The sequence below is a fragment of the bacterium genome, from assembly GCA_035281585.1.
GTDB lineage: Bacteria > UBA10199 > UBA10199 > DSSB01 > DSSB01 > DATEDP01.
In genome coordinates, this window is record DATEDP010000106.1 from 1 (window position 1) to 18498 (window position 18498).

An 18498-nucleotide genomic window follows, 5' to 3' on the forward strand; every position below is an offset into this window, starting at 1 on the left:
CTTCGCCGAGCACGGCGCCTCCCAATATGCCGACATCGAGCTGGCCTTTTACACTCTCGGCTCGGTGGGCTTGTGGGCTTGGAGCGACCGCGACGCCTCGCCCTCCGCTGCCAAAATCGCCCTGTCGGGCATGCTCGCGGGAATGGCGGCCTGGACCAAGAACGAGGGCCAGCTCCTGATACCGGTGATCCTGACGGCCCGCGTCCTGTGTCGCTTACGTTCCGATTCCATCCGAAAAATCGCCGGCGAGCTGGCGATCTGGCTGCTGGGCGCCGCGCCCTTCTTGCTGGCGGTGGCTTATTTCCGAGCCACCCTCGCTCCGCCCAGCGACTTGTTCAGCCGTGACTGGACCCGTTGGGTCGAAAAATTGTCGGACCCGGAAAGGTACCGGGTGATCGCCAAGACCTGGGTCGAGACCCTGCCCCGCTTCGGCCGCTGGCGCTTCGGGCTTCCGGTCGCTCTGCTGATCTACGCGGCGGCGGTGGGCCGAAACCCCGGGGCATCCAAGCTCTGGCGCTTCCCTTTTCTGACCCTGGCCCTGATGGCCTTGGGTTACTTTTTCGTTTACGTTCTGACCCCCTACGATGTGCCCTGGCATCTGAGCACTTCGCTCGACCGCCTCTACTTTCAACTCTGGCCCTTGGGCCTGTTCGCCGCCTTCCTTTGGCTTCGAGCGCCGGAGGAGTTCGCGAGAGCCGAATGAGACGAGCCCTCGCCATCGCGATCTTGCTTCTCGCGGTCCTCCCCGGCCGGGTCCAGCCGGCGGAGATCCCGCTCGACGGCTTCGCCGAAGGCATCAAGCGTTGGCGCGACCTGCACGGCGAGGAGGACGCCCGGTACCGGCCCGATCAGTTTGAAGAAATCGCCGACAATCTCTTGCGCTATCAGCGTTACAGCGGAGGCTGGCGCCAAAACCTCGACCCGACTCGGATCCTGGGCGGATTTGAAAAGCTCAAGGTCCGGCTCCAGAAGCTGCTGCCGGGCGGCAGCTTCGACAACGAAAATATCTTTCCTCAGGTCCGCTACTTGGCCGCCGCTTACCGCCGCAGCGGCCATTCGGCCTATCGCGACGGCAGCCTTCGCGGCCTCGAGTTCATCCTGGCCCAGCAAGACCCCGGCTGCGGCGGCTGGCCTCACACCGTCCCGCCGCGCAGCCGCTATGAGTCCCATCTGACCATCGCCGATGGAGTCATGGTCCATGCCTTGTCGCTATTGCGGGAGGTGGCGGCCGGAGCCGAGCCTTTCGATTTCATCGAGCCGGCTTTGCGTCAAAGAGCCGCCGAAGCGGTGGTCCGGGGCGACGCCTGCTTATTACGGCTCCAAGTCCGGCAAAACGGCATCCTCAGCGGTTGGGCCGGACAGTACGACATGCAAAGCCTGGCGCCGGCTCAAGGCCGAGCTTTCGAGCCGCCGGCTCTCGACTCGCGGGAGACGGTCCGAATCCTCCGATACTTGATGAAGCTCGATCCGGTCTCGCCCGAAATCGCCGCCGCGATCGAAGCCGGGGCCGGCTGGCTGGCTCGAGTCGAGCGGAAAGGGTGGCGGCTCGAAACTTTCGCCGCCGAGACCCAGCATTATCGCTTCCATACCAGCCATTGGGATCGCCGCTTGGTGGCCGACCCGGCGGGCCGGCTCTGGGCGCGATTTTACGGTCTGCACGACAACCGGGTTCTGCTGGCGACGATGGAGGGAAAGATCGTCGAGGACTACGCCGAATTGCCGCGGGAGCGCCGGACCGGCTACGAATGGTTCGGCGACTGGCCGCGGGAGCTGTTGGATTCCATCAAAAAAGGCTCAGCCAGCGCTCCATGATGCCGTCCATCCCGAAGCGCTCGAGACACTCCGGCGGCGGCCGTTTTTCCGGCGGGGCTTCGAAGGCAATCATGGCTTCGGCGAGGGCTTCCTCCTCTTGGCAGAGCGGCCGGCGCTCGATCGGCAGGAACCATTCCTCGCCCGGCAGCGGCGGAAGCAAGGTCCCGCAAGCGCTGCGATGGGGATAGCTCACCGTCTGATCCAGCGCCAGCCCCGGAGCCAAAACTTCCCGCGGCCCGGTCGAGCAGTCGACCGACAAGACCGGCAGGCCGGCGGCCAAAGCTTCGATCATGGCGTTCGGCAAGCCTTCCCACAAAGACGACATGACGAAACAGTCGCTCGCCCGCAGGAATGGCAAGACATTCTTGTGCAATCCGAGCCGGAACACCCGGCCCTTCAGGCCGCAGGCTTCGATCAAGCCTTCCAGCTTTTCGCCGAGCTCGCCCGACCCCAATAAAATCAAGATCGCCTCGGGACGCCGCGGCGCCACCCGCTGAAAGGCCCGGATCAAATGCCAGTGACCCTTCTGCCGGACCTGCCGGCCGACCGCGACGAAGACCGTCGAGCGCTGGCCGAGCCAGCGATAACTCTCTTCCAGCGGCTGGGCCGCCTTGGCCTCGATGTCGGCATCGATGGGATTGTAGATGGTGACCGTGTTCCGAAGCCCGAAGTCGCCCTTCAACATCGCCTCGATCTGGCGGGAAACCGCCACCACTCGATCGGCCGCGGGATAGAGGAGCCGAATCAAGAAACGATAGAGCCGTCCGCTGTGCCGGAAATTGTTGCGGACCGAAACGATGGCCTTCTTTCGCTGAAAGAAGAAGATTTTGGCGAACAAGGCGCAGAAATTGGCCTCTTCCATGAAAGAGACGGTCAGGTCGATCCGATGCTTTCGGCAGAGCTTCCGAATTTTCCAGGCCCGCTGGACCATCTTCCAGCCGGCGTCGAGCGTGCTTCGAACCATTCGCTCCTCGAAGCAGTGCTCGACTCCCTCGACCGGGTGGGCGTTCTCGGCTCGATAGAAGGTCAGGCTGTGGACCTCGTGGCCCCGGGCCTTCAGCTGGTTGCCCAGAGTCGCGGCCACCCTTTCGGCGCCGCCGCCCCGGGCCAGGCTGCCGATCACGATCAGGACCCGAAGTTTTTCATCTCCCATGGCGTTTCCCTGAAGCGGCCGTCATCCAAGTAGAAGACCTGGTCGGCCATCGCGAAAAGTCTCTGGTCATGGCTGACGATCAGCACCGTGGCTCGCTGGGAAATCGAGCGAATGTTCTCGATGAGGCTGTGGACCGATAAATTATCGAGATGCGAGGTGGGCTCGTCGAAGATCAGCATGGCCGGTTTCTTGAGGAGGGCCCGGGCCAGCGCGATCCGCTGACTTTGGCCGCCGGAGAGCTGAATGCCATCCTCGCCGACCGGCGTCTCGTAGCCCTGGGGAAGGCCGGCGATGAATTGGTCGGCGGCGGCGAGACGGGCGGCTTCCACGAGATCGGCGTCGCTCAAGTCGGAGGAGCCGTAGCGCAGATTCTCGGCGATGGTGCCGGAGAAAAGGAAAGGCTCCTGCAGGATGATGCCGATCTGGCGCCGGAAATTCTTGAAATCGAGCTCCTCGTAGCCGATGCCGTCGGCGCTCAAGCTCCCTTCCCTCGGCTTGTAGAAGCCCAGCAGGAGCTTGAGCAAGGTGCTCTTGCCGGCGCCGCTGGGTCCGGCCAGCAGAAAGACCTTGCCGGGCTCGAGCGTGAAGTCCACGCCCTTCAGGACTTCGCCGCGGTCGTAACCGAAGACCAGGCCTTGGGCCCGGATCACCCCGCCGAAGGTCGTCTTGCGCGTCCCGCGGTAGGGGCTGGCTTCCTCGATGCGGAGCATCCGGAACAAGTTGCGCAGGGACTCTTCGCCGGCGACGACTTGGGGAACCGATTCGCCCAGGACCCGGGCCTGCTCCCGCAGCAAGGCCAACACGACGTAGAAGGACAGCAGGTCGCCGGCGCTGGCATGGCCGCGCAGAACCTGCCAGCCTCCGACCAGCAAGACCAGGATGCCGACCAAGGCGGCGAGGCTGTTCTGAATGACCGCGAAGAGGCTGATCGCCCAGGCCATCGAGGCGCCGGTGCGCCGGAGATTGTCGACGGTGCCCTGCTGCCGCTGAATTTCCGAGTCCTCGGCGGCCTGCATCCGGGTGAGATCGATTTTCTTGATCGCGAAGAAAATCCCGCTGCTGAAGTCCTCGAAGTCCCGCCGAAAGAGCGTCACCTTCCGCCGAACCTTGGCGCTCATTTTCTGGGCCAGGCGGAAGAGCGGCGGAACCGCCAGCGCCGTCACCAAAAACAGCAAGGGATTGAGGTAGAGCAGCACCAGGCAGAGGGCCAAACCGACCGCGATCGAGGGCAGCAGCATCGAGACGACGGCATTGGTCAGGACGTCGACCCGCTCGGTATCCTGAACGATGGCCGAATGGATCTTGGCGTGATCGCCGTGAGTGAAGAAATGGCGCGACAAGGCGTAGATCTTCTCGATCAGGTCGTTGCGCAGGCCTTGGATCGATCGCTTGGAGATTTGCAGGCAAAGGTAGCGGTTGTAAAGGGCCACGCCGTGACTCGAGAAGTAAAGCAGCAGGATCGCGCCGGCGCTCAGGGCCAGCGGCAGAAATTGGCCGCGCGGCAGCAGCTCATCGAAGATGCGGCGGGTCAAGAGGGCGATCGGCACCAGCAGGATCGCTTGGAGGCCCGAGAGTCCCAGGATCAAGGCCAGCTTGGATTTCAACCGGGGATAATAAGCGGCGTACTCTTTCCAATCCTGCCAACGCGACATCGCCTACCCCGCCCGCCGAAGCTCTTGTTGAAAATATTCGATGGTCCGCCCCAAGCCCTCTTCGATCGAGACCCGGGGGCTCCAGCCCAAAATCCGACGGGCCAGCGAAATGTCGGGACAGCGCCGGCGGGGATCGTCGACCGGCAAATCCTTGAACACCAAGCTCGAGGCGCTGCCGGTCCGCGCCTTCACCAAGTGGGCGAAATCGGCGATGGTGAACTCCTGGGGATTGCCGAGGTTGACCGGGTCCGAATAATCGACTTCGAGCAGGCGGAAGATTCCCTCGACCAAATCGTCGACGAACTGGAAGCTCCGGGTTTGGCGGCCGTCGCCATAGATTTCGATCGGGCGGTTTCGCAGGGCCTGGCAGATGAAGTTGCTGACCACCCGGCCGTCCTCCGGGTCCATCCTCGGTCCATAAGTGTTGAAGATCCGGATGATCCTCGTCGGGAGGCCGGTCTGGCGCCGATGGTTGGCGGTGAGGGCCTCGGCGAAACGCTTGCTCTCGTCGTAAACCGCTCGGGGCCCCACCGAATTGACGTTGCCCCAGTAGCCTTCGACTTGGGGGTGAACCATCGGATCGCCGTAAACCTCGCTGGTGCTGGCCAGCAGAAAGCCGGCCTTTTTGCGTTGGGCCAGCTCCAGCAAATGGAGGGTCCCTTCGCCGTTCACCCGCATCGTCTCGACCGGAAAGCGCAGGTATTTGGGCGGCGAGGCCGGGCTGGCGAAGTGCAGGATCCAATCGACCGGGCCATCGAGCTCGAGCGGCGCAATGACGTCCCGGTTCAAAAGCTGGAAAGACCGATTCCCTTGCAGGTGAGCGAGGTTGATTTCCCGGCCGGTGAGGAAATTGTCGACGGCGATCACCTGGTGGCCCGAAGCGATCGCTCGGTCGGCCAGGTGGCTGCCCAGGAAACCGGCGGCACCGGTGATGAGGATTCTCATCGGCCGATCCCCAGGTAACGGAAGCCGGCTTTTTCCAAGGCCGCGCCGTCCAGAAAGTTTCGGCCGTCGAGGATCAGCGGCCTTTTCATCAGGCCGGCCAGCTTCGGCCAATCCAGGCTCCGGTATTCCGGCCACTCGGTGACCAGGATCGCCGCGTCGCCGTCGCGCACCGCCTCTTCGACCTCGGCGCAGAACCGGGCCTGGCCGCCGCCGAAACGGCCGGGGAAATCGGAGCGGGCCACCGGATCGTGGACCCGGACCGCCGCGCCCCGCTCGACCAGCCGCCGAACGATCTCCAGCGCCGGCGCGTCGCGAATGTCGTCGGTGTGGGGCTTGAAAGCCAAGCCCAGCAAGGCGACGTTGCGGCCCTTCAAAATCTTGAGCTCGGCCGCCAATTTTTCGACCGCCAGCTCGCGCTGGCGCTCATTGGCTTCGCGGGCGGCTTGGACGGTCTTGAGGGCCAAGCCGTATTCGCGGGCCGTCGACATGAGAGCGGCGGTGTCCTTGCCGAAGCAGGAGCCGCCCCAGCCGATCCCGGCCCGCAGAAACTCGGCTCCGATCCGCCGGTCCAGGCCGGTGGCCTTGGCGACGTCCCGCACGTCGGCCCCGACCTTTTCGGCAAGCAAGGCCATCTCGTTGATGAAGCTGATCTTCAGGGCCAGAAAGGCATTGGCCGAATACTTGATCAGCTCGGCCGAGGCCAAGTCGGTCCTGACCAAGGCGGTCGCGCGCTTCCCTTCGGGCGCCGGCAGTCCCGGCGGCACCCGGAAGTCTTGGGCCAGGATCGGCCGGTAAAGGTCGCGCAGGGCTTCCATCGATTCGGCGCTTTCGCCGCCGATCACGATCCGGTCCGGGAAGAAGGTGTCATGGATCGCCGATCCCTCCCGCAAAAATTCGGGATTGGAAACGACGGTGAAACGGGGCTCCGGAATGTCGGGCCGATGCTCGCGGATGGCCTCGCGAATCATCGACGCCACCCAATTCCCGCTGCCGATCGGCACGGTGGACTTGTTCACCACGACGGTGGGCTTGGAGCCCAGATGATGGCCGATCTGGGTCGCGGCTTCGCGCAGCGGGCCCAGATCGGGGCTGCCGTCTTCCAGGCTCGGCGTTCCCACCGCGATGAAGACGAAATCGGAGTCGGCCACGGCCTCGGCCGAACGGGTCGTGAAACGGAGCCGGGGAGAAGCCGCAGCCACCAATTCCGCCAAATGGGGCTCGAAAATCGGCAGCTGACCTTCTTGCAAACGGCGAACCTTGGCCTCGTCGAGGTCCTGACAGACCACCTCATTGCCCAGGTAGGCCAGGGAGGCGCCGGTCGTGAGACCGATGTAGCCAGTGCCGATCACGCCAATCTTCATCAAGGCTCCTTAAGAAGAGGCTGTTGAAAGCCATGGTCCTTCGGAATCTCCAAAAACGCCTGTTGGGGCGAGGTCAGCCAGTTGAATCGCACCAGATGAAAGAGAGCCGCGAAGCCGTCCTTCCAGCCGATCTTTTTACCCTGGAGCCGGGACCGGGGAAAATACGAAATGGGCACCTCGAGGACCCGGACCCGAATTTTGGCCAAATAAGCCGTCGTTTCGACCTCGATGCCGAATCTTTGCGAACGCAGCTTCATATTCTTCAAGATGTCGGCTCGGAAGACCTTGTAGCACGTTTCCATATCGGATAAATACATTCCGGAAGCAAAATTGCTCAGCAAGGTCAGGCAGCGGTTAACGAAATAGTGATAGGTCCGATGCACCTGAAACGAGGACTTCTTGAACCGGCTGCCGTAAACCACGTCGGCCGCTCCGCGCAGCAGTGGATCGAGGAGCAAGGGAATTTCCCCAGGGTCGTACTCGAAATCGGCGTCCTGAAAGATGATGAAGTCGCCGGTGGCTAAGGCGATGCCTCGAATCAGGCAGGCTCCCTTGCCTTGGTTGGTCGGCTGCTCCAAAACGGTGAAGCCATACTCCTGGCCAAGCCGGTTCAGGACCTGCAGGCTCGAATCGCTCGAGCCGTCGTCGATGAAGATCCACTCCCGGTCGATAGGGCAGGAAGACTTCATCAACCGGCGGATCACCTCCTCCAGCCGGGGTCCTTCGTTGAAGACCGGGACGATGATGGAGAGCTTTGGCATTTCCGGTTAAGGGGCTAAAACATTTGGCCACGATATGAAACTGCTTTTTCTTTGCCAGAGTTCTCCCCTCAAGGAGGGGGGCGCCGAAACCCGGAATCGGGAGGTCGCCCGGCATTTGGCGGCCCTTGGCCACCAAGTGACCGTGCTCTGCGCCAAGACCAGTCCCGGCGACCCTGCCGAGCTGTCCTGGGAGGGGGTGCGGATCCTGCAGAAGAAAGTCCTGCCCGATTTTCTGCTGCGAAAATACCCCTACCCCTCCTACCTCCCTTTGGCGGCGGCCAATCTCTTCCTGGCCTTTCATCTCCTCCGGCTGCTGCGCAAGGAGCGCTTCGATGCCTTGCGCGAGGACATCTCGCCGGTGCCGCCTTCGGGTCTCCTGGCCTTGATCCGCTTCCCGGGGATTCAGCGCTCGGCGATCGTCCACAATTTGGCCCCGAACCTCGGGCTCTGGTTCGACTATTACGGCCGGGCCTTTGGGACCGTCGGTTACCTGATGAACCGGCTCTTGCGCGGCGGGTGGCTGCGCTACGACGCCATCGTCTGCGATGGGAAATGGTTCGCCGAGGAGCTGCAAAAACATGCCGCCATCGCCAACCGAGTCGAGTTCATTCCCAACGGAGTCGGAGGAGCTTTCTTTGACGACCGTTCGGAAAACCGCAGCGGCGCCCGGATCTTGGCGGTGGGCCGCCTGGTCGAGATCAAGGGCCACCGCTTTCTATTGGAAGCCTTGGCTCGAATCGCCGGCAAGCATCCGGAGCTCCGCCTCTCGATCTACGGCGGAGGTCCGCTCCGCGAGGCTCTGATCGAGCTCGGCCGGGAGCTCGGGATCGCCGACCGGGTCTCTTTCGAAGCCTCGCGCCCGTCCGAGGCGATGCCCGAGGTTTACCGCGGCCATGACCTCTTCGTCATGCCTTCGCTCTTCGAAGGGCTGCCGCTGGCGCTCCTCGAGGCCATGGCCGGCAAGCTGCCGGTCTTGGTCAGCGACATCTCGGCCTTCCGCTCAGTCTTGGACGAGAGGTCAGCCCTCTTCTTCACCAAAGCCGACTCCGAGGATTTGGCGGCCAAGCTGAGCTGGGCCTTGGAGCATCGGCCGGAGCTGACGAAAATGACGGGGCTGGCCCAATCCAAGGCCCATGCCTACCGTTGGGAAAATATCTCGGCTTTGGAGCTGGCAAAAATGGTTGGCCCCCAAGGAAAGGAAGCTCGAGCCCATGGCTGAAGGATCCAAGCCGCTGAAGGCGGCTTTCCTCTTGAACAATCTTCACGGCGGAGGGGCCGAAAGAGTGGCGCTCAACCTGGCGGAGGGATTTCGCCGGGAGGGCTGGGCCGCCGATTTGCTCCTGGCCCGCAAGGAAGGCCACTACCTCAACCAAGTCCCGGCCGGCCTTTCGGTTCACGCTTTCAATACCCGAACCCCGGTGGGGAGCTTTTTCAAGCTGCTCGGCTACCTGCGTCGCGAGCGGCCCGACGTCTTATTCTCCTTCCTGCCCCGGGAAAATTTGGTCGCGCTGCTCGCGAAGAAATGGCGGCGGCCGGCCACTCGCTTCTGCGTCAGCGAGCAAAACACTCCCTCGGAAGTGCTCAAGATCAGCCCTTGGTACTATGCCTTGGCTTATCGATGGACCGTGCGTCATTTGTATCCCGGGGCCGACGGCTTGGTGGCGGTGTCCCACGGGGTAGGCAAGGACCTCCATCAAGCTTTCGGAATCGAGAAAAGCCGGATTCGAGTCATCTACAACCCGCTCATTGGGCCGGAAGTGGCGCGCCGCGCCGCCGAAGCCTTGGACGACCCTTGGTATCGGGATCGATCCTCGCCCCTGCTGCTGGCCGTCGGGCGACTCGAGCCGCAGAAAGATTTCTTCAGCTTACTGAACGCCTTCGTGGAAATTCGCCGGGTTCGACCCTGCCGGCTCCTCATCCTAGGGGAAGGCAGCCTGCGGGGGCCGCTGGAGGCACGGATTCGCGAGCTCGGCGCCGAGGGCCAAGTGCGGATGCCCGGCTTCGTCGACAATCCCTATGCCTGGATGGCGCGGGCCGACGTCATGGTTCTGTCCTCGGTGACCGAAGGCCTCTGCAACGTGATCGCCGAGACCGTTGCCTGCGGGACCACCGTGGTCAGCACCGATTGTCCGCATGGGCCTTGGGAAGTTTTGGAAGGCGGTCGGATCGGATACTTGGCGCCGATGGGCTCGCCGAAACAGCTGGCCGAAACGGTGCTGCGAGCCTTGGAATCGCCGATCGATCCGGCTTTGCTGCGGAAAAAAGCCGCTGAATTCGATCGCGACGAGCGAATTCGGGATTATGCCCGCATCGCCGCCGGGCTCTGCCGGGCCGAAGGCTCGTCCGACAAAAAGCTCAGCTCGAGCGAAGCAATCTCATCCCAACTCAGACCTTGAATCCGGCTCAGACCGCGAAGGGCCATCGCCTCGGCCCCTTCGGGATCGCCGGCCAACGGAATCAGCTTCCGGGCCAGATCCGAGGGGTCGGCCGGAGCGAAAAAGGTCGCCGTTGCCTCGTCGGCCACGTCGCGAAATCCCGGAATGTCCGAAACCAGGACCGGAAGCCCCACCGCCATCGCCTCCAGCAAGACGATGTTGAAGCCTTCCAGCAGCGAGGGCATGACCAAAAGGTCGAAGCTCCGATAAAAGGCCGGCAGATCGGACTCCGGAATGTAGCCCGCGAAATCGACCGAGCGCTCGATCCCCAAATGCCGGGCTTGGCGCCGGAGCGCCGGCTCCAGGTTTCCCTGGCCCAAGATCGTCAGTCGCAAGCCCGGAACGCTCTTTTGAGCCCGGGCCAAGCCTTCGAGCAGGTAGCGATGGCCTTTGTTGGGCGCCAAGCGGCCGACGCAAAGCAACCGCAGCAAAAGGTCCTTGGGTTTCGGGGCCGGCGCGGGCTTGAAATCCTTCAAATCGACGCCGTTGGGAACCGAGAAGACCGGCGTTCGCAAGGAATCCTCGGCCCGCAGGCTTTCGGCGTACCAATTCGCCGGAGCGACGATTCCGTCATAGGCCAGGCGGCCGCGGCGCAGAGCCCGCTCCATCGCATAGCCGTAGAGGCCGAATAGCCTTCCATAAAGCTGAATCCAAAGCCGGCGGCTCACCGGCAAGCCGTGAATGACCGCCACCCGGCGGGTCTTCAGTCGAGTGAAGGCAAAAATTCCCGAAACCGGGACCGGAGCCACCTCCTCCCGGATGGCATCGAAGCTTTCGCGGCGCAAAAATCGCCACAGGTAAAAGCCCATCAGCCAATTGGCCATCGCCAAAGTGAAGTAGCTGGGAAAGGGAAAGTGCTTGAGCAGAAAGTCGGGCAGGATTTTCTTGCGGAGGATCCGGAGCCCGTCGCGGCGCTCTTCGGATTTTTCGTCGACCCGAGTCTTGGCGCAAAGGTAAGTCACCTGGTGCCCCTGACCCGCGATCCGAACCGCGATTTCCCGGGAGCGGGTTTCCATCCCGCCCTCGCGATAGGGGCAGCTCTGCGACAGAAAAAGCAAGCGCATCCTCCAAGAGCTAGGAGCAAACGAGAGCCTTGGCAATAGAAATAAGCGCTGTTATTGGATGAAACCTTGATTCGAGAAACCATGGCAAAGACTCGATCGATCTTGCTCTACCTCATCCTGGCCCTGGGGATCGCCAATGGGCTCATGGCGCTGGGCCGGACCTGGGAACGCCGCTCCGAACCCGACTGGGTCGGCGAGTCCGAGCGCCGCTACGCCCGGCTTCGGGCCGATCCGAATTTGCCGGCGGTGCTGAGCTATGCCGGCGATCCCGACGCCTTCCACGTCGGCGACCACGCCGGCTTCCGCTTAATGCAATATACCTTGGCTCCCACCCTGATCACCGACCGCCTCGACCAAGAATGGCTGGTCTGGAACGGGCCTGCCCCGATTCGCGGCGAGCCGACCCTGCGCGGCTATTCGCTTTCGCGAAAGCTGGGCGAGGATCTGGATCTTTATCGCCGGGGGCGGCCTTGAGCTCGATCCTCCTCGTCAGCTGGATCCTGCCCCTCTTGCTCGGAGCTCTCTGGCTCGGGCTGCTGGCGCGGCCCCGCGACGCCGGCGCCGGGCTCCTCTTCGGCGGCCTGAGCTACGGGCTGGGCCTGGGGCTGCTGGGCTCGGCCTTTTTCCCCTGGATGCTGGCTTGGGGACCGCGGGCTGCGGGTTTCGCGGTCGCGCTATTTGGCATCTCGATTCTCGCCGTCTTGCTCTTGCGCCGGAAATGTCGGGCCCAGGCCTGGCTCACAGCCGCCGGCCCTAGCCCGAACCGGGCCTTGATGCTCATTGCCTTGGCTTTGTTGGCCATCGCGGTGGCGCTTTTTTTGCTCGAAGCCCGGCGCCTGCCTCACGGCCAATACGATGCTTGGATTTTCTGGAACATGCGGGCGCGATTTCTCTTCCGCGCCGGCGAGGAATGGCGCCAAGCCTTTTCCTGGCGCACGACTCACGGGACCTACCCCTTATTGCTCCCCTCCATCGTCGTCCAAGCCTGGAACACCCTGGCTCGGGAATCGATCCAAGCCACTCAATGGATCGCGGCCGCCTATGCCGTCGCCACGCTCGCGGTGCTGGGCGGCTCCTTGCGGATCTTGGATGGGAAGAGCCAAGGCTGGCTCGGCGCGGCCCTTCTTCTCGGCCAGCCCTTCTTCGCGATTCACGCCGCCTCGCTCTGCGCCGACGTGCCGATCGGCTTTTACTTCCTGGCCACTTTCGTCTTGGCCGCTCTCTACGACCGCGACCCGAAAAAAAATCGAGCTTGGATGCTCTTGGCCGGGATCAGCGCCGGGATGGCGGCCTGGACCAAGGTTGAGGGAGTGATCTTCGTCTTGGCCTTGGTCGGAGCCAAGCTCCTCACGACTTTGGTCGAAAGGCGATTTCGGGCGCTTTGGCGCGAGGGCCTGCCCTTCGGTCTGGGCCTCCTGCCTTGGGTGGCGATGTATTCCTATTTCCGCTGGAGCCTGCCCGACCGGCCGCCGCCGATGCCGGGCGCCGCCGCCCTTCCCGGCCTGACTTTATTCCAAAAGATCCTCGACCCGCAGCGCCACTGGATCATCGCGAAAAGTTTTTATCGGGAAATTTGGTGGCATCCGGACCACTTCATCCTGGGTCCGATCATCCTGCTCGCGCTTTTCGCCTTCGTTTTTTGGCGGCGCCGGACCGGCGATCGATCTTGGCGATGCTCGGCCCTGGCCTTGGCGCTGCTGATCGGTGGGTACTTCGGAGCCTATCTCCTCAGCCCCTTCGATCTTCGCTGGCATTTGGACCAATCGCTCAACCGCCTTTTGCTGCAGGCTTGGCCCAGCATGGTTTTCTTGGTCCTGCTCAGAAATAGTAGCGAGTCACGGTCCTGAAAATCGAAAGCGCCAGCGGAACGCCGCTGAAGACCAGCATCGCCCAGGGCATCCGCCGCTCGGCCGATTCCGACCAAGCCCAGCGGCGATTGTGAAAGACCAGGAAGCCGAGCGGCGCCAGCGCCAGAAAGTAGCGCCCCTGCAAGCCCTGGATGATCGGAATTCCGACCGGCGTCCAAGTGAGGAATTGCGAAAGGCAGAGGACGAGGAAGAGCCCGGCCGTGATCAAGGCGGCCACGATCTTCGGGCCGGCTCCGATTTCCACCTCATCGCCGTCGCCCAGGGCGATGGCAATGAGGCCCAGCGGGATCGCCACCAGCATCCAGCTCGGAACGCCGTACTCGGTCCAACCGAAGCGTCCGACGAAGCCGCCGAGGACCCCCGAGCCGTAATCGAGGAAGGAGTCGATCACCAAACGCAAGAAGACGAGGGGATGCTCCAGCACGAACTGTTTCTGGATCGCATAAGACATGGTGGCTTCGCCCCGCAGGGTCACCGCCATCCGGCCCTCGATCCCCAGCCAAAGCAACTGGCAGCCGATGGCTGAGATCGCCGAGAGAGCGAAGAGCCAAGGCCATTCCCGGTTCGCGTATTTTCGCGGGGCGATCATGAGAAAGGCCAAGACCAGCAGGACATAGGCCGGCTTGGCGGCGGCCAGCAGCAAAGCCAAGGCCGTGAAGATCAGCCATTGCCGCCGGCCGATCCGATCTTCGAGGCCGAAGGCCCAACGAAAAAGACAAGCGCTGAATAAAAAGCAAAGCCCGTTGCTGAGCCCATCGGCCGACACTCCGGAGGCCAAATAAACCGAGGAGGGCAGGAGCGCTAAGGCGAAAAAGAGCCAGCGATACACCGGGGTGAGACGCAAAGCCGCATAGATCACCGCGATCCAAAGGAGGAGATGGAGCAGCCGGCCCAAGTGGAGAATGGCCATCGGCCGCATTTCCCCGAGTTCGCCGAGCGCCGCCGCCACCGCTCCGCCCAGATAGGGCAATGGCGGGTAGCGGGCGGTCGTCGGGAAGGCGACGAAGGCCCGATCCTTCCGGTCCAACGGAACCGTCCAGGCCCATCTCAACTCTTGGAGGCTGGTTTTGCGCTCGGCATGGAAGCCCAGCCGCTCGAAGGGTTGGCGCAGGAACGGCAAGCTCTTGGGCAGCTCGCCGCCCAGGGAATTTCCGCTTCGCTCCGGCCAGAGTTGTCCCTGCCCGAGCTGGTAGGCTCGATAGAAATGAGCTTCTTCATCCATCACTTGGAAGGGCGGAATCGTGACGCTGAAGGCCAGGCCGAAAATCAGGCCGATCAGCAAAAACAGGTTTTCGGCCTTGCCAAAAAACCCCAGCATCCCGAGGTGTTATTCATATTTCGGCGGCATTGCAACGAATTTGGCCGCGACCCCAGAGGGACTTTGACAATAAAACCCTTTCTGTAATAAGCCTTTGGGCGCAATTGGATGGGAGGGTTCCGGTTGGAAAAAGAATATCAAGTCAACGCGCCGAAGGTCATCAGCGAAACCATCGACGGCGAAACGATCATCATCAATCTCGAATCCGGCAACTATTTCAGCTTGAATGCTTCCGGCGGAACCTTATGGCAGGGATTGGCCGGCAAGGCCTCGCGAGCCGCGATCGTTGAAAATCTTTGCCGGCTCTACAACTTGAAAATCAAAGACGCCCAATCCGACGTCGAAGAATTTTTCTCCCGGCTCCTCCAGGAAAATCTGATCGTCGGCCGCGAAGGACACGGTCCCGGCGCCGGCGCCGAGAGCCCAAGCCGGAGCGATTCCCGGCCCTATGAAAAACCGACCCTGCTCAAATACGAAGACATGCAGGACTTGCTGCTCCTCGATCCGATTCATGACGTGGACGAGGCCGGATGGCCGATGACCAAGCAAAACGCTTCTTGAGGCATGAACGTCGATCCCGCCGCTTATTTCGAACAAGTCGAAGCTCGATTCGAGCTCGCCGCTTCGCGGGTCGGAGAGGTTGAAAAGTCTTTTCGAGTCGGCGGCGACGGCCTCCGCTTCCGAATCGCCGGCGAGGCCTTGGCCGATAAAATTCTGCCGGCCCTCACTCACCTTCAAATCGATGCCCCGGCCGAAGCGGATTTCACCTTCTTGGCCTGGGACTCCGCCGGCAGCGGGGTGAAGATGCTGCCGCCGCCCTGGCGCTTCGAATACTACCGAGGCAAGGGCGAGATTCCGGAATTCAGCGACGAGGAGGTCTGGACCGCCTACCAGCACGGCCCCGACGCGCTGAACCTGTGGCATCGCCGCCGCCGGCGCGGCATATTTTGGGTCCGCCGGGCCGAGGCCCTGCCCTATTACGAATCGGGCGCTCCGCTGCGCTACCTTTTCCAAGCCTGGGCCTTGCAGCGGAACCGCCAATTGGCCCACGGAGCCGCCATCGGCGATGCCGAAGGCGGGCTATTGATCACGGGCAAAGGCGGGCTCGGCAAGTCGACGACCGCCGCCAGCGCCCTCTTCTCTCCGCTGCTCTTCGCCGGCGACGACTACGTCTTGCTCGACACCGAGGCGCCGCGGGCCCACAGTCTCTATGCGACCGCCAAGCTGAACGCCGATTCCTTGGATTGGATGCCCGAGCTGAAATCCTCGATCTTCAACCCCGGCCGCGATCCCGACGAGAAGGCCTTGCTTCGGCTTTGGCCCCGCTTTGCCGACCGCCTCACGCCCTCGCTTTCGCTCAAGGCCCTGGTCATTCCCGGGGTCTCCCAGGAAAAGGGCGGCGGCCATTTCGAGCCGATCTCGCCGATCCAAGCCTTGCAAGCCCTGGCTCCGAGCACCTTGGTTCAGCTCCCCGGATCGGGGAACGAAATTTTTCCGCGGCTGGCCGGCATGGCCAAGCGGCTTCCGGCATTCCGGTTTCATTTGGGCCGGGAAACGGCGAAGATCCCGGAAGTGATTCAAGAGCTGCTCGCCAAGCTCTAAGTTCATTATGATGAGCATTCGTCGCGCCAAGAAGATTCTCGCCGTGACCGACTACGTCCTCACGCCGCTCCACGAAGGCGGCGCGCTGCGGCTCTTCAGCCTGCTGCGCGGCCTGGGCGAGCTCGGCCACCAAGCGACCTTTCTGCCGAGGACCGACCACTTCCCGCACCAAGACGGGAGCCTCGAGGAAGCCGTCGCCTATCTCCGAAGCCAAGGCATCGAGGTCCCCGGCGGCCCCGAGCCCGAGCCCCTGCGCGGCCATCTGGAGCGGGCCGGCGGAGAGTACGACGCGGTGATCTTGAGCGGAGCCTACGCGGCTCAATACTGCTTCCAATCGGTGCGCCGCCTGGCGCCCCAGGCCGCTCTAATCTACGACACCGTCGACCTTCACCACCGGCGGCTGTTTCGGGAAGCCAAGCTTTCCGGCAGCCTGTTCCACCTCCGCCAGGCCTTGGCGATGAAGAAGAGCGAGCTGCTCTGCGCTAGCCACGCCGATCTCACGCTGGCGGTGACCGAGGAGGAACGGGAATTCCTCGCCCGGGAATGTCCCGGCGCCCGCATCTTCCTGCTCTCCAACGTCCATGAAGTCCATCGCCGAGCCGGCGATGCCCGGCCGGGGAAAGACATCCTGTTCCTAGGGGCCTTTCACCATCCGCCCAATCTCGACGCGGTCTTTTATTTTTTGGACGAGATTTTCCCCCTCATCGTCCCCCGTCTCCCCGCGGCCCGGCTTCAGGTGGTGGGCAGCAATCCGCCGCCCGAGCTTTTGGCTCGGGGCTCCGAAAGGATTCTGATCCGGGGCTTCGTCCCCGACCTGGGCGAGGCCATGGCCGGCTCCCGGCTGTCGGTGGCGCCGCTGCGCTTCGGGGCCGGGGTGAAGGGCAAGATTCTGGCCAGCATGGGCTACGGCGTGCCGGTGGTCGCCACCTCCACCGCGATCGAGGGAATGGAGCTGCGGCCCGGAGAAAACATTTTGTCGGCCGCCGGCCCCGAGGCATTCGCCCTCCAAGTCGAAAAGCTGGCTCGCGACGAATCCCTTTGGAAAAGCCTCTCGGCCGCCGGCCAGGATTGGGTCGAGCGGAATTATTCGCCGGCGGCGGCCCGCGACCGGCTTTGCCAAATGCTCGGCGAATGCGAGACCCCGAAGGAGGCCCGGTCGTGAATCCTCGGCCCTTGGTCAGCGCGATCGTGCCCCTGTTCAACGGCGAAGCTTATTTGGGCGAGGCCTTGGCCAGCATCTCGGCCCAAAACTACCGGCCGATCGAAATCATCGTCGTCGATGACGGCTCCTCGGACCGAGGCTACGAGATCGCCCAGAGCTATGGCGGAGTCCGTTGCTTCCGGCAGGAACGCGGGGGTGTGGCCGTGGCCCGCAACCGCGGCGTCACCGAGGCCCAAGGCGAATACTTGGCCTTTCTCGATCAGGACGACAAATGGACGCCCGACAAGCTCGAGATCCAAGTCGACTATTTAAGGAGCCACCGGGAGCTGGGCTATGTCTTCGCCCATCAACGCCTCTTCCTCGAGCCCGGCAGCCCGCCACCGGTGTGGATCCGTCAGGAGCTCGTCGACCGGCCCCATCCCGGCTTCTGCCCCGGAACCATCCTGATCGATCGCGAATTTTTCAGGAAGGTCGGCTTCTTCAATCCGGCCTACCGCTTCACCAGCGACGGCGATTGGTTTTTCCGGGCCCAAGACCTGAGCCCCCGGGTATTCCTGCCCGAGGTCCTGCTCCTCAAGCGAAGCCATCGCGAAAACGAATCCAATCACTACTCCTCCATGCAAAGCGAGATGCACCGAGTCATGCTCGAACGGATCAAGCGGAAACGGAGTGCCGGTGGTTGAAGCCTCGATCAGCGTGATCGTCCCGGTTTACAACGGCGAGCCTTATTTGGCCGAGGCGTTGGACAGCGTCCTCGGCCAAAGCCGTCGGCCCAGCCAAGTCGTGGTGATCGACGACGGATCCCAGGACCGGAGCGCGAATTTGGCCCGCCGACCCGGCGTCGAGCTGCTTCAGCAGGCGAACCTCGGCGCGGCGGCGGCCCGCAATCGCGGGATCGAGGCCGCCACCGGCGATCTTTTGGCCTTCCTCGATGCCGACGACTATTGGCCGCTCGGGAAATTGGAAATCCAAGCCCGGGCTCTCGCCGAGGACTCGGGGATCGACATGGTCTTCGGCCAAGTCCGCCATTTTTTCAGCCCCGAGCTCGACGAAGGGGAGCGCTCGAAGCTGCAATGTCCCGAGGAGCTTATGGCCGGCTATGTGCCGGGAACCCTCCTGATCCGCCGCTCGACCCTGCTTGAGGTCGGGCTTTTCAGCCCCGAATTTCGGGCCGGCGAATTCATCGAATGGTTCGACCGGGCTCAAGCCAGGGGCCTGAAATCGCGGGTCCTCCCCGAGACCCTCCTCTTCCGGCGCATCCACCGGGACAATTTCGGCCGTCGCGAAAAGCACCGGCGCCAAGATTATCTTAAAGTGGTGAAAGCCGCTCTTGACCGGCGGCGAAAAACCGTACAAGGCTGACCG

18 protein-coding genes are annotated in these 18498 nt (G+C 63.0%); 11 read left to right on the forward strand and 7 right to left on the reverse strand.

Annotation, left to right across the window (positions count from 1 at the left end):
- Window positions 1-703 (forward strand): hypothetical protein (locus tag VJR29_08460; GenBank protein ID HKY63436.1); only part of this gene is annotated, 703 nt, incomplete at its 5' end.
- A complete protein-coding gene (gene pelA, locus VJR29_08465; protein HKY63437.1) occupies window positions 700-1812 on the forward strand; it encodes a pectate lyase in 1113 nt (370 codons plus the stop codon). The genes VJR29_08460 and pelA, both read left to right, overlap by 4 nt.
- On the opposite strand, the gene VJR29_08470 is transcribed toward pelA, so the two are convergent.
- From VJR29_08470 to VJR29_08490, 5 genes are read right to left on the reverse strand one after another with little or no spacing between them, the layout of a single operon-like run.
- Window positions 1784-2965, reverse strand: a complete 1182-nt coding sequence (locus VJR29_08470) for a glycosyltransferase (GenBank protein ID HKY63438.1) — start codon at window positions 2963-2965, stop codon at window positions 1784-1786. The two genes, pelA and VJR29_08470, sit on opposite strands and share 29 nt — an antisense overlap.
- Window positions 2938-4617, reverse strand: a complete 1680-nt coding sequence (locus VJR29_08475) for an ABC transporter ATP-binding protein (protein HKY63439.1) — start codon at window positions 4615-4617, stop codon at window positions 2938-2940. Before VJR29_08475 ends, VJR29_08470 begins: the two co-directional genes overlap by 28 nt.
- Before the next feature lie 3 nt (window positions 4618-4620).
- On the reverse strand, window positions 4621-5562 hold the full coding sequence (locus tag VJR29_08480; GenBank protein HKY63440.1) for a UDP-glucuronic acid decarboxylase family protein: 942 nt from the start codon (window positions 5560-5562) through the stop codon (window positions 4621-4623).
- Window positions 5559-6923 carry a UDP-glucose/GDP-mannose dehydrogenase family protein gene (locus tag VJR29_08485; GenBank protein HKY63441.1) on the reverse strand — a complete coding sequence of 455 codons (1365 nt, stop codon included), beginning with the start codon at window positions 6921-6923 and terminating at the stop codon, window positions 5559-5561. The genes VJR29_08480 and VJR29_08485 overlap by 4 nt, the downstream gene beginning before the upstream one ends.
- On the reverse strand, window positions 6923-7684 hold the full coding sequence (locus VJR29_08490; protein ID HKY63442.1) for a glycosyltransferase family 2 protein: 762 nt from the start codon (window positions 7682-7684) through the stop codon (window positions 6923-6925). Before VJR29_08490 ends, VJR29_08485 begins: the two co-directional genes overlap by 1 nt.
- A gap of 34 nt (window positions 7685-7718) precedes the next feature.
- On the opposite strand from VJR29_08490, the gene VJR29_08495 reads away from it, so the two are divergent.
- Window positions 7719-8903 (forward strand): glycosyltransferase family 4 protein, encoded by a 1185-nt coding sequence (locus VJR29_08495; protein ID HKY63443.1) that lies wholly within the window; start codon window positions 7719-7721, stop codon window positions 8901-8903.
- On the forward strand, window positions 8896-10080 hold the full coding sequence (locus VJR29_08500; protein HKY63444.1) for a glycosyltransferase: 1185 nt from the start codon (window positions 8896-8898) through the stop codon (window positions 10078-10080). The genes VJR29_08495 and VJR29_08500 overlap by 8 nt, the downstream gene beginning before the upstream one ends.
- On the opposite strand, the gene VJR29_08505 is transcribed toward VJR29_08500, so the two are convergent.
- Window positions 9984-11177: a glycosyltransferase family 4 protein gene (locus tag VJR29_08505; protein HKY63445.1), complete on the reverse strand. Its 1194-nt coding sequence runs from the start codon at window positions 11175-11177 to the stop codon at window positions 9984-9986. The genes VJR29_08500 and VJR29_08505 overlap by 97 nt on opposite strands.
- 87 nt (window positions 11178-11264) lie before the next feature.
- Here VJR29_08505 and VJR29_08510 point away from each other — a divergent pair, with 87 nt between their 5' ends.
- Both VJR29_08510 and VJR29_08515 read left to right on the forward strand, forming a co-directional pair.
- Window positions 11265-11657 carry a hypothetical protein gene (locus tag VJR29_08510; GenBank protein HKY63446.1) on the forward strand — a complete coding sequence of 131 codons (393 nt, stop codon included), beginning with the start codon at window positions 11265-11267 and terminating at the stop codon, window positions 11655-11657.
- Entirely contained in the window at window positions 11654-13030 is a 1377-nt protein-coding gene (locus VJR29_08515; protein HKY63447.1) for a hypothetical protein, read from the forward strand. The genes VJR29_08510 and VJR29_08515 overlap by 4 nt, the downstream gene beginning before the upstream one ends.
- On the opposite strand, the gene VJR29_08520 is transcribed toward VJR29_08515, so the two are convergent.
- Window positions 13002-14369: a DUF2142 domain-containing protein gene (locus tag VJR29_08520; protein HKY63448.1), complete on the reverse strand. Its 1368-nt coding sequence runs from the start codon at window positions 14367-14369 to the stop codon at window positions 13002-13004. The genes VJR29_08515 and VJR29_08520 overlap by 29 nt on opposite strands.
- Window positions 14370-14492: 123 nt before the next feature.
- Between VJR29_08520 and VJR29_08525 the strand changes: the two genes are divergently transcribed.
- Genes VJR29_08525 through VJR29_08545 form a run of 5 tightly spaced genes read left to right on the forward strand, consistent with a single transcriptional unit; the run spans window position 14493 to window position 18495 of the window.
- Window positions 14493-14930, forward strand: a complete 438-nt coding sequence (locus VJR29_08525) for a PqqD family protein (protein HKY63449.1) — start codon at window positions 14493-14495, stop codon at window positions 14928-14930.
- Between the two features lie 3 nt (window positions 14931-14933).
- Window positions 14934-15971 (forward strand): hypothetical protein, encoded by a 1038-nt coding sequence (locus VJR29_08530; protein ID HKY63450.1) that lies wholly within the window; start codon window positions 14934-14936, stop codon window positions 15969-15971.
- A gap of 10 nt (window positions 15972-15981) precedes the next feature.
- Window positions 15982-17133, forward strand: a complete 1152-nt coding sequence (locus VJR29_08535; protein HKY63451.1) for a glycosyltransferase — start codon at window positions 15982-15984, stop codon at window positions 17131-17133.
- Window positions 17130-17816, forward strand: a complete 687-nt coding sequence (locus VJR29_08540; protein ID HKY63452.1) for a glycosyltransferase family A protein — start codon at window positions 17130-17132, stop codon at window positions 17814-17816. The genes VJR29_08535 and VJR29_08540 overlap by 4 nt, the downstream gene beginning before the upstream one ends.
- Window positions 17809-18495 (forward strand): glycosyltransferase family A protein, encoded by a 687-nt coding sequence (locus tag VJR29_08545; GenBank protein ID HKY63453.1) that lies wholly within the window; start codon window positions 17809-17811, stop codon window positions 18493-18495. The genes VJR29_08540 and VJR29_08545 overlap by 8 nt, the downstream gene beginning before the upstream one ends.
- Window positions 18496-18498: the final 3 nt, after the last annotated feature.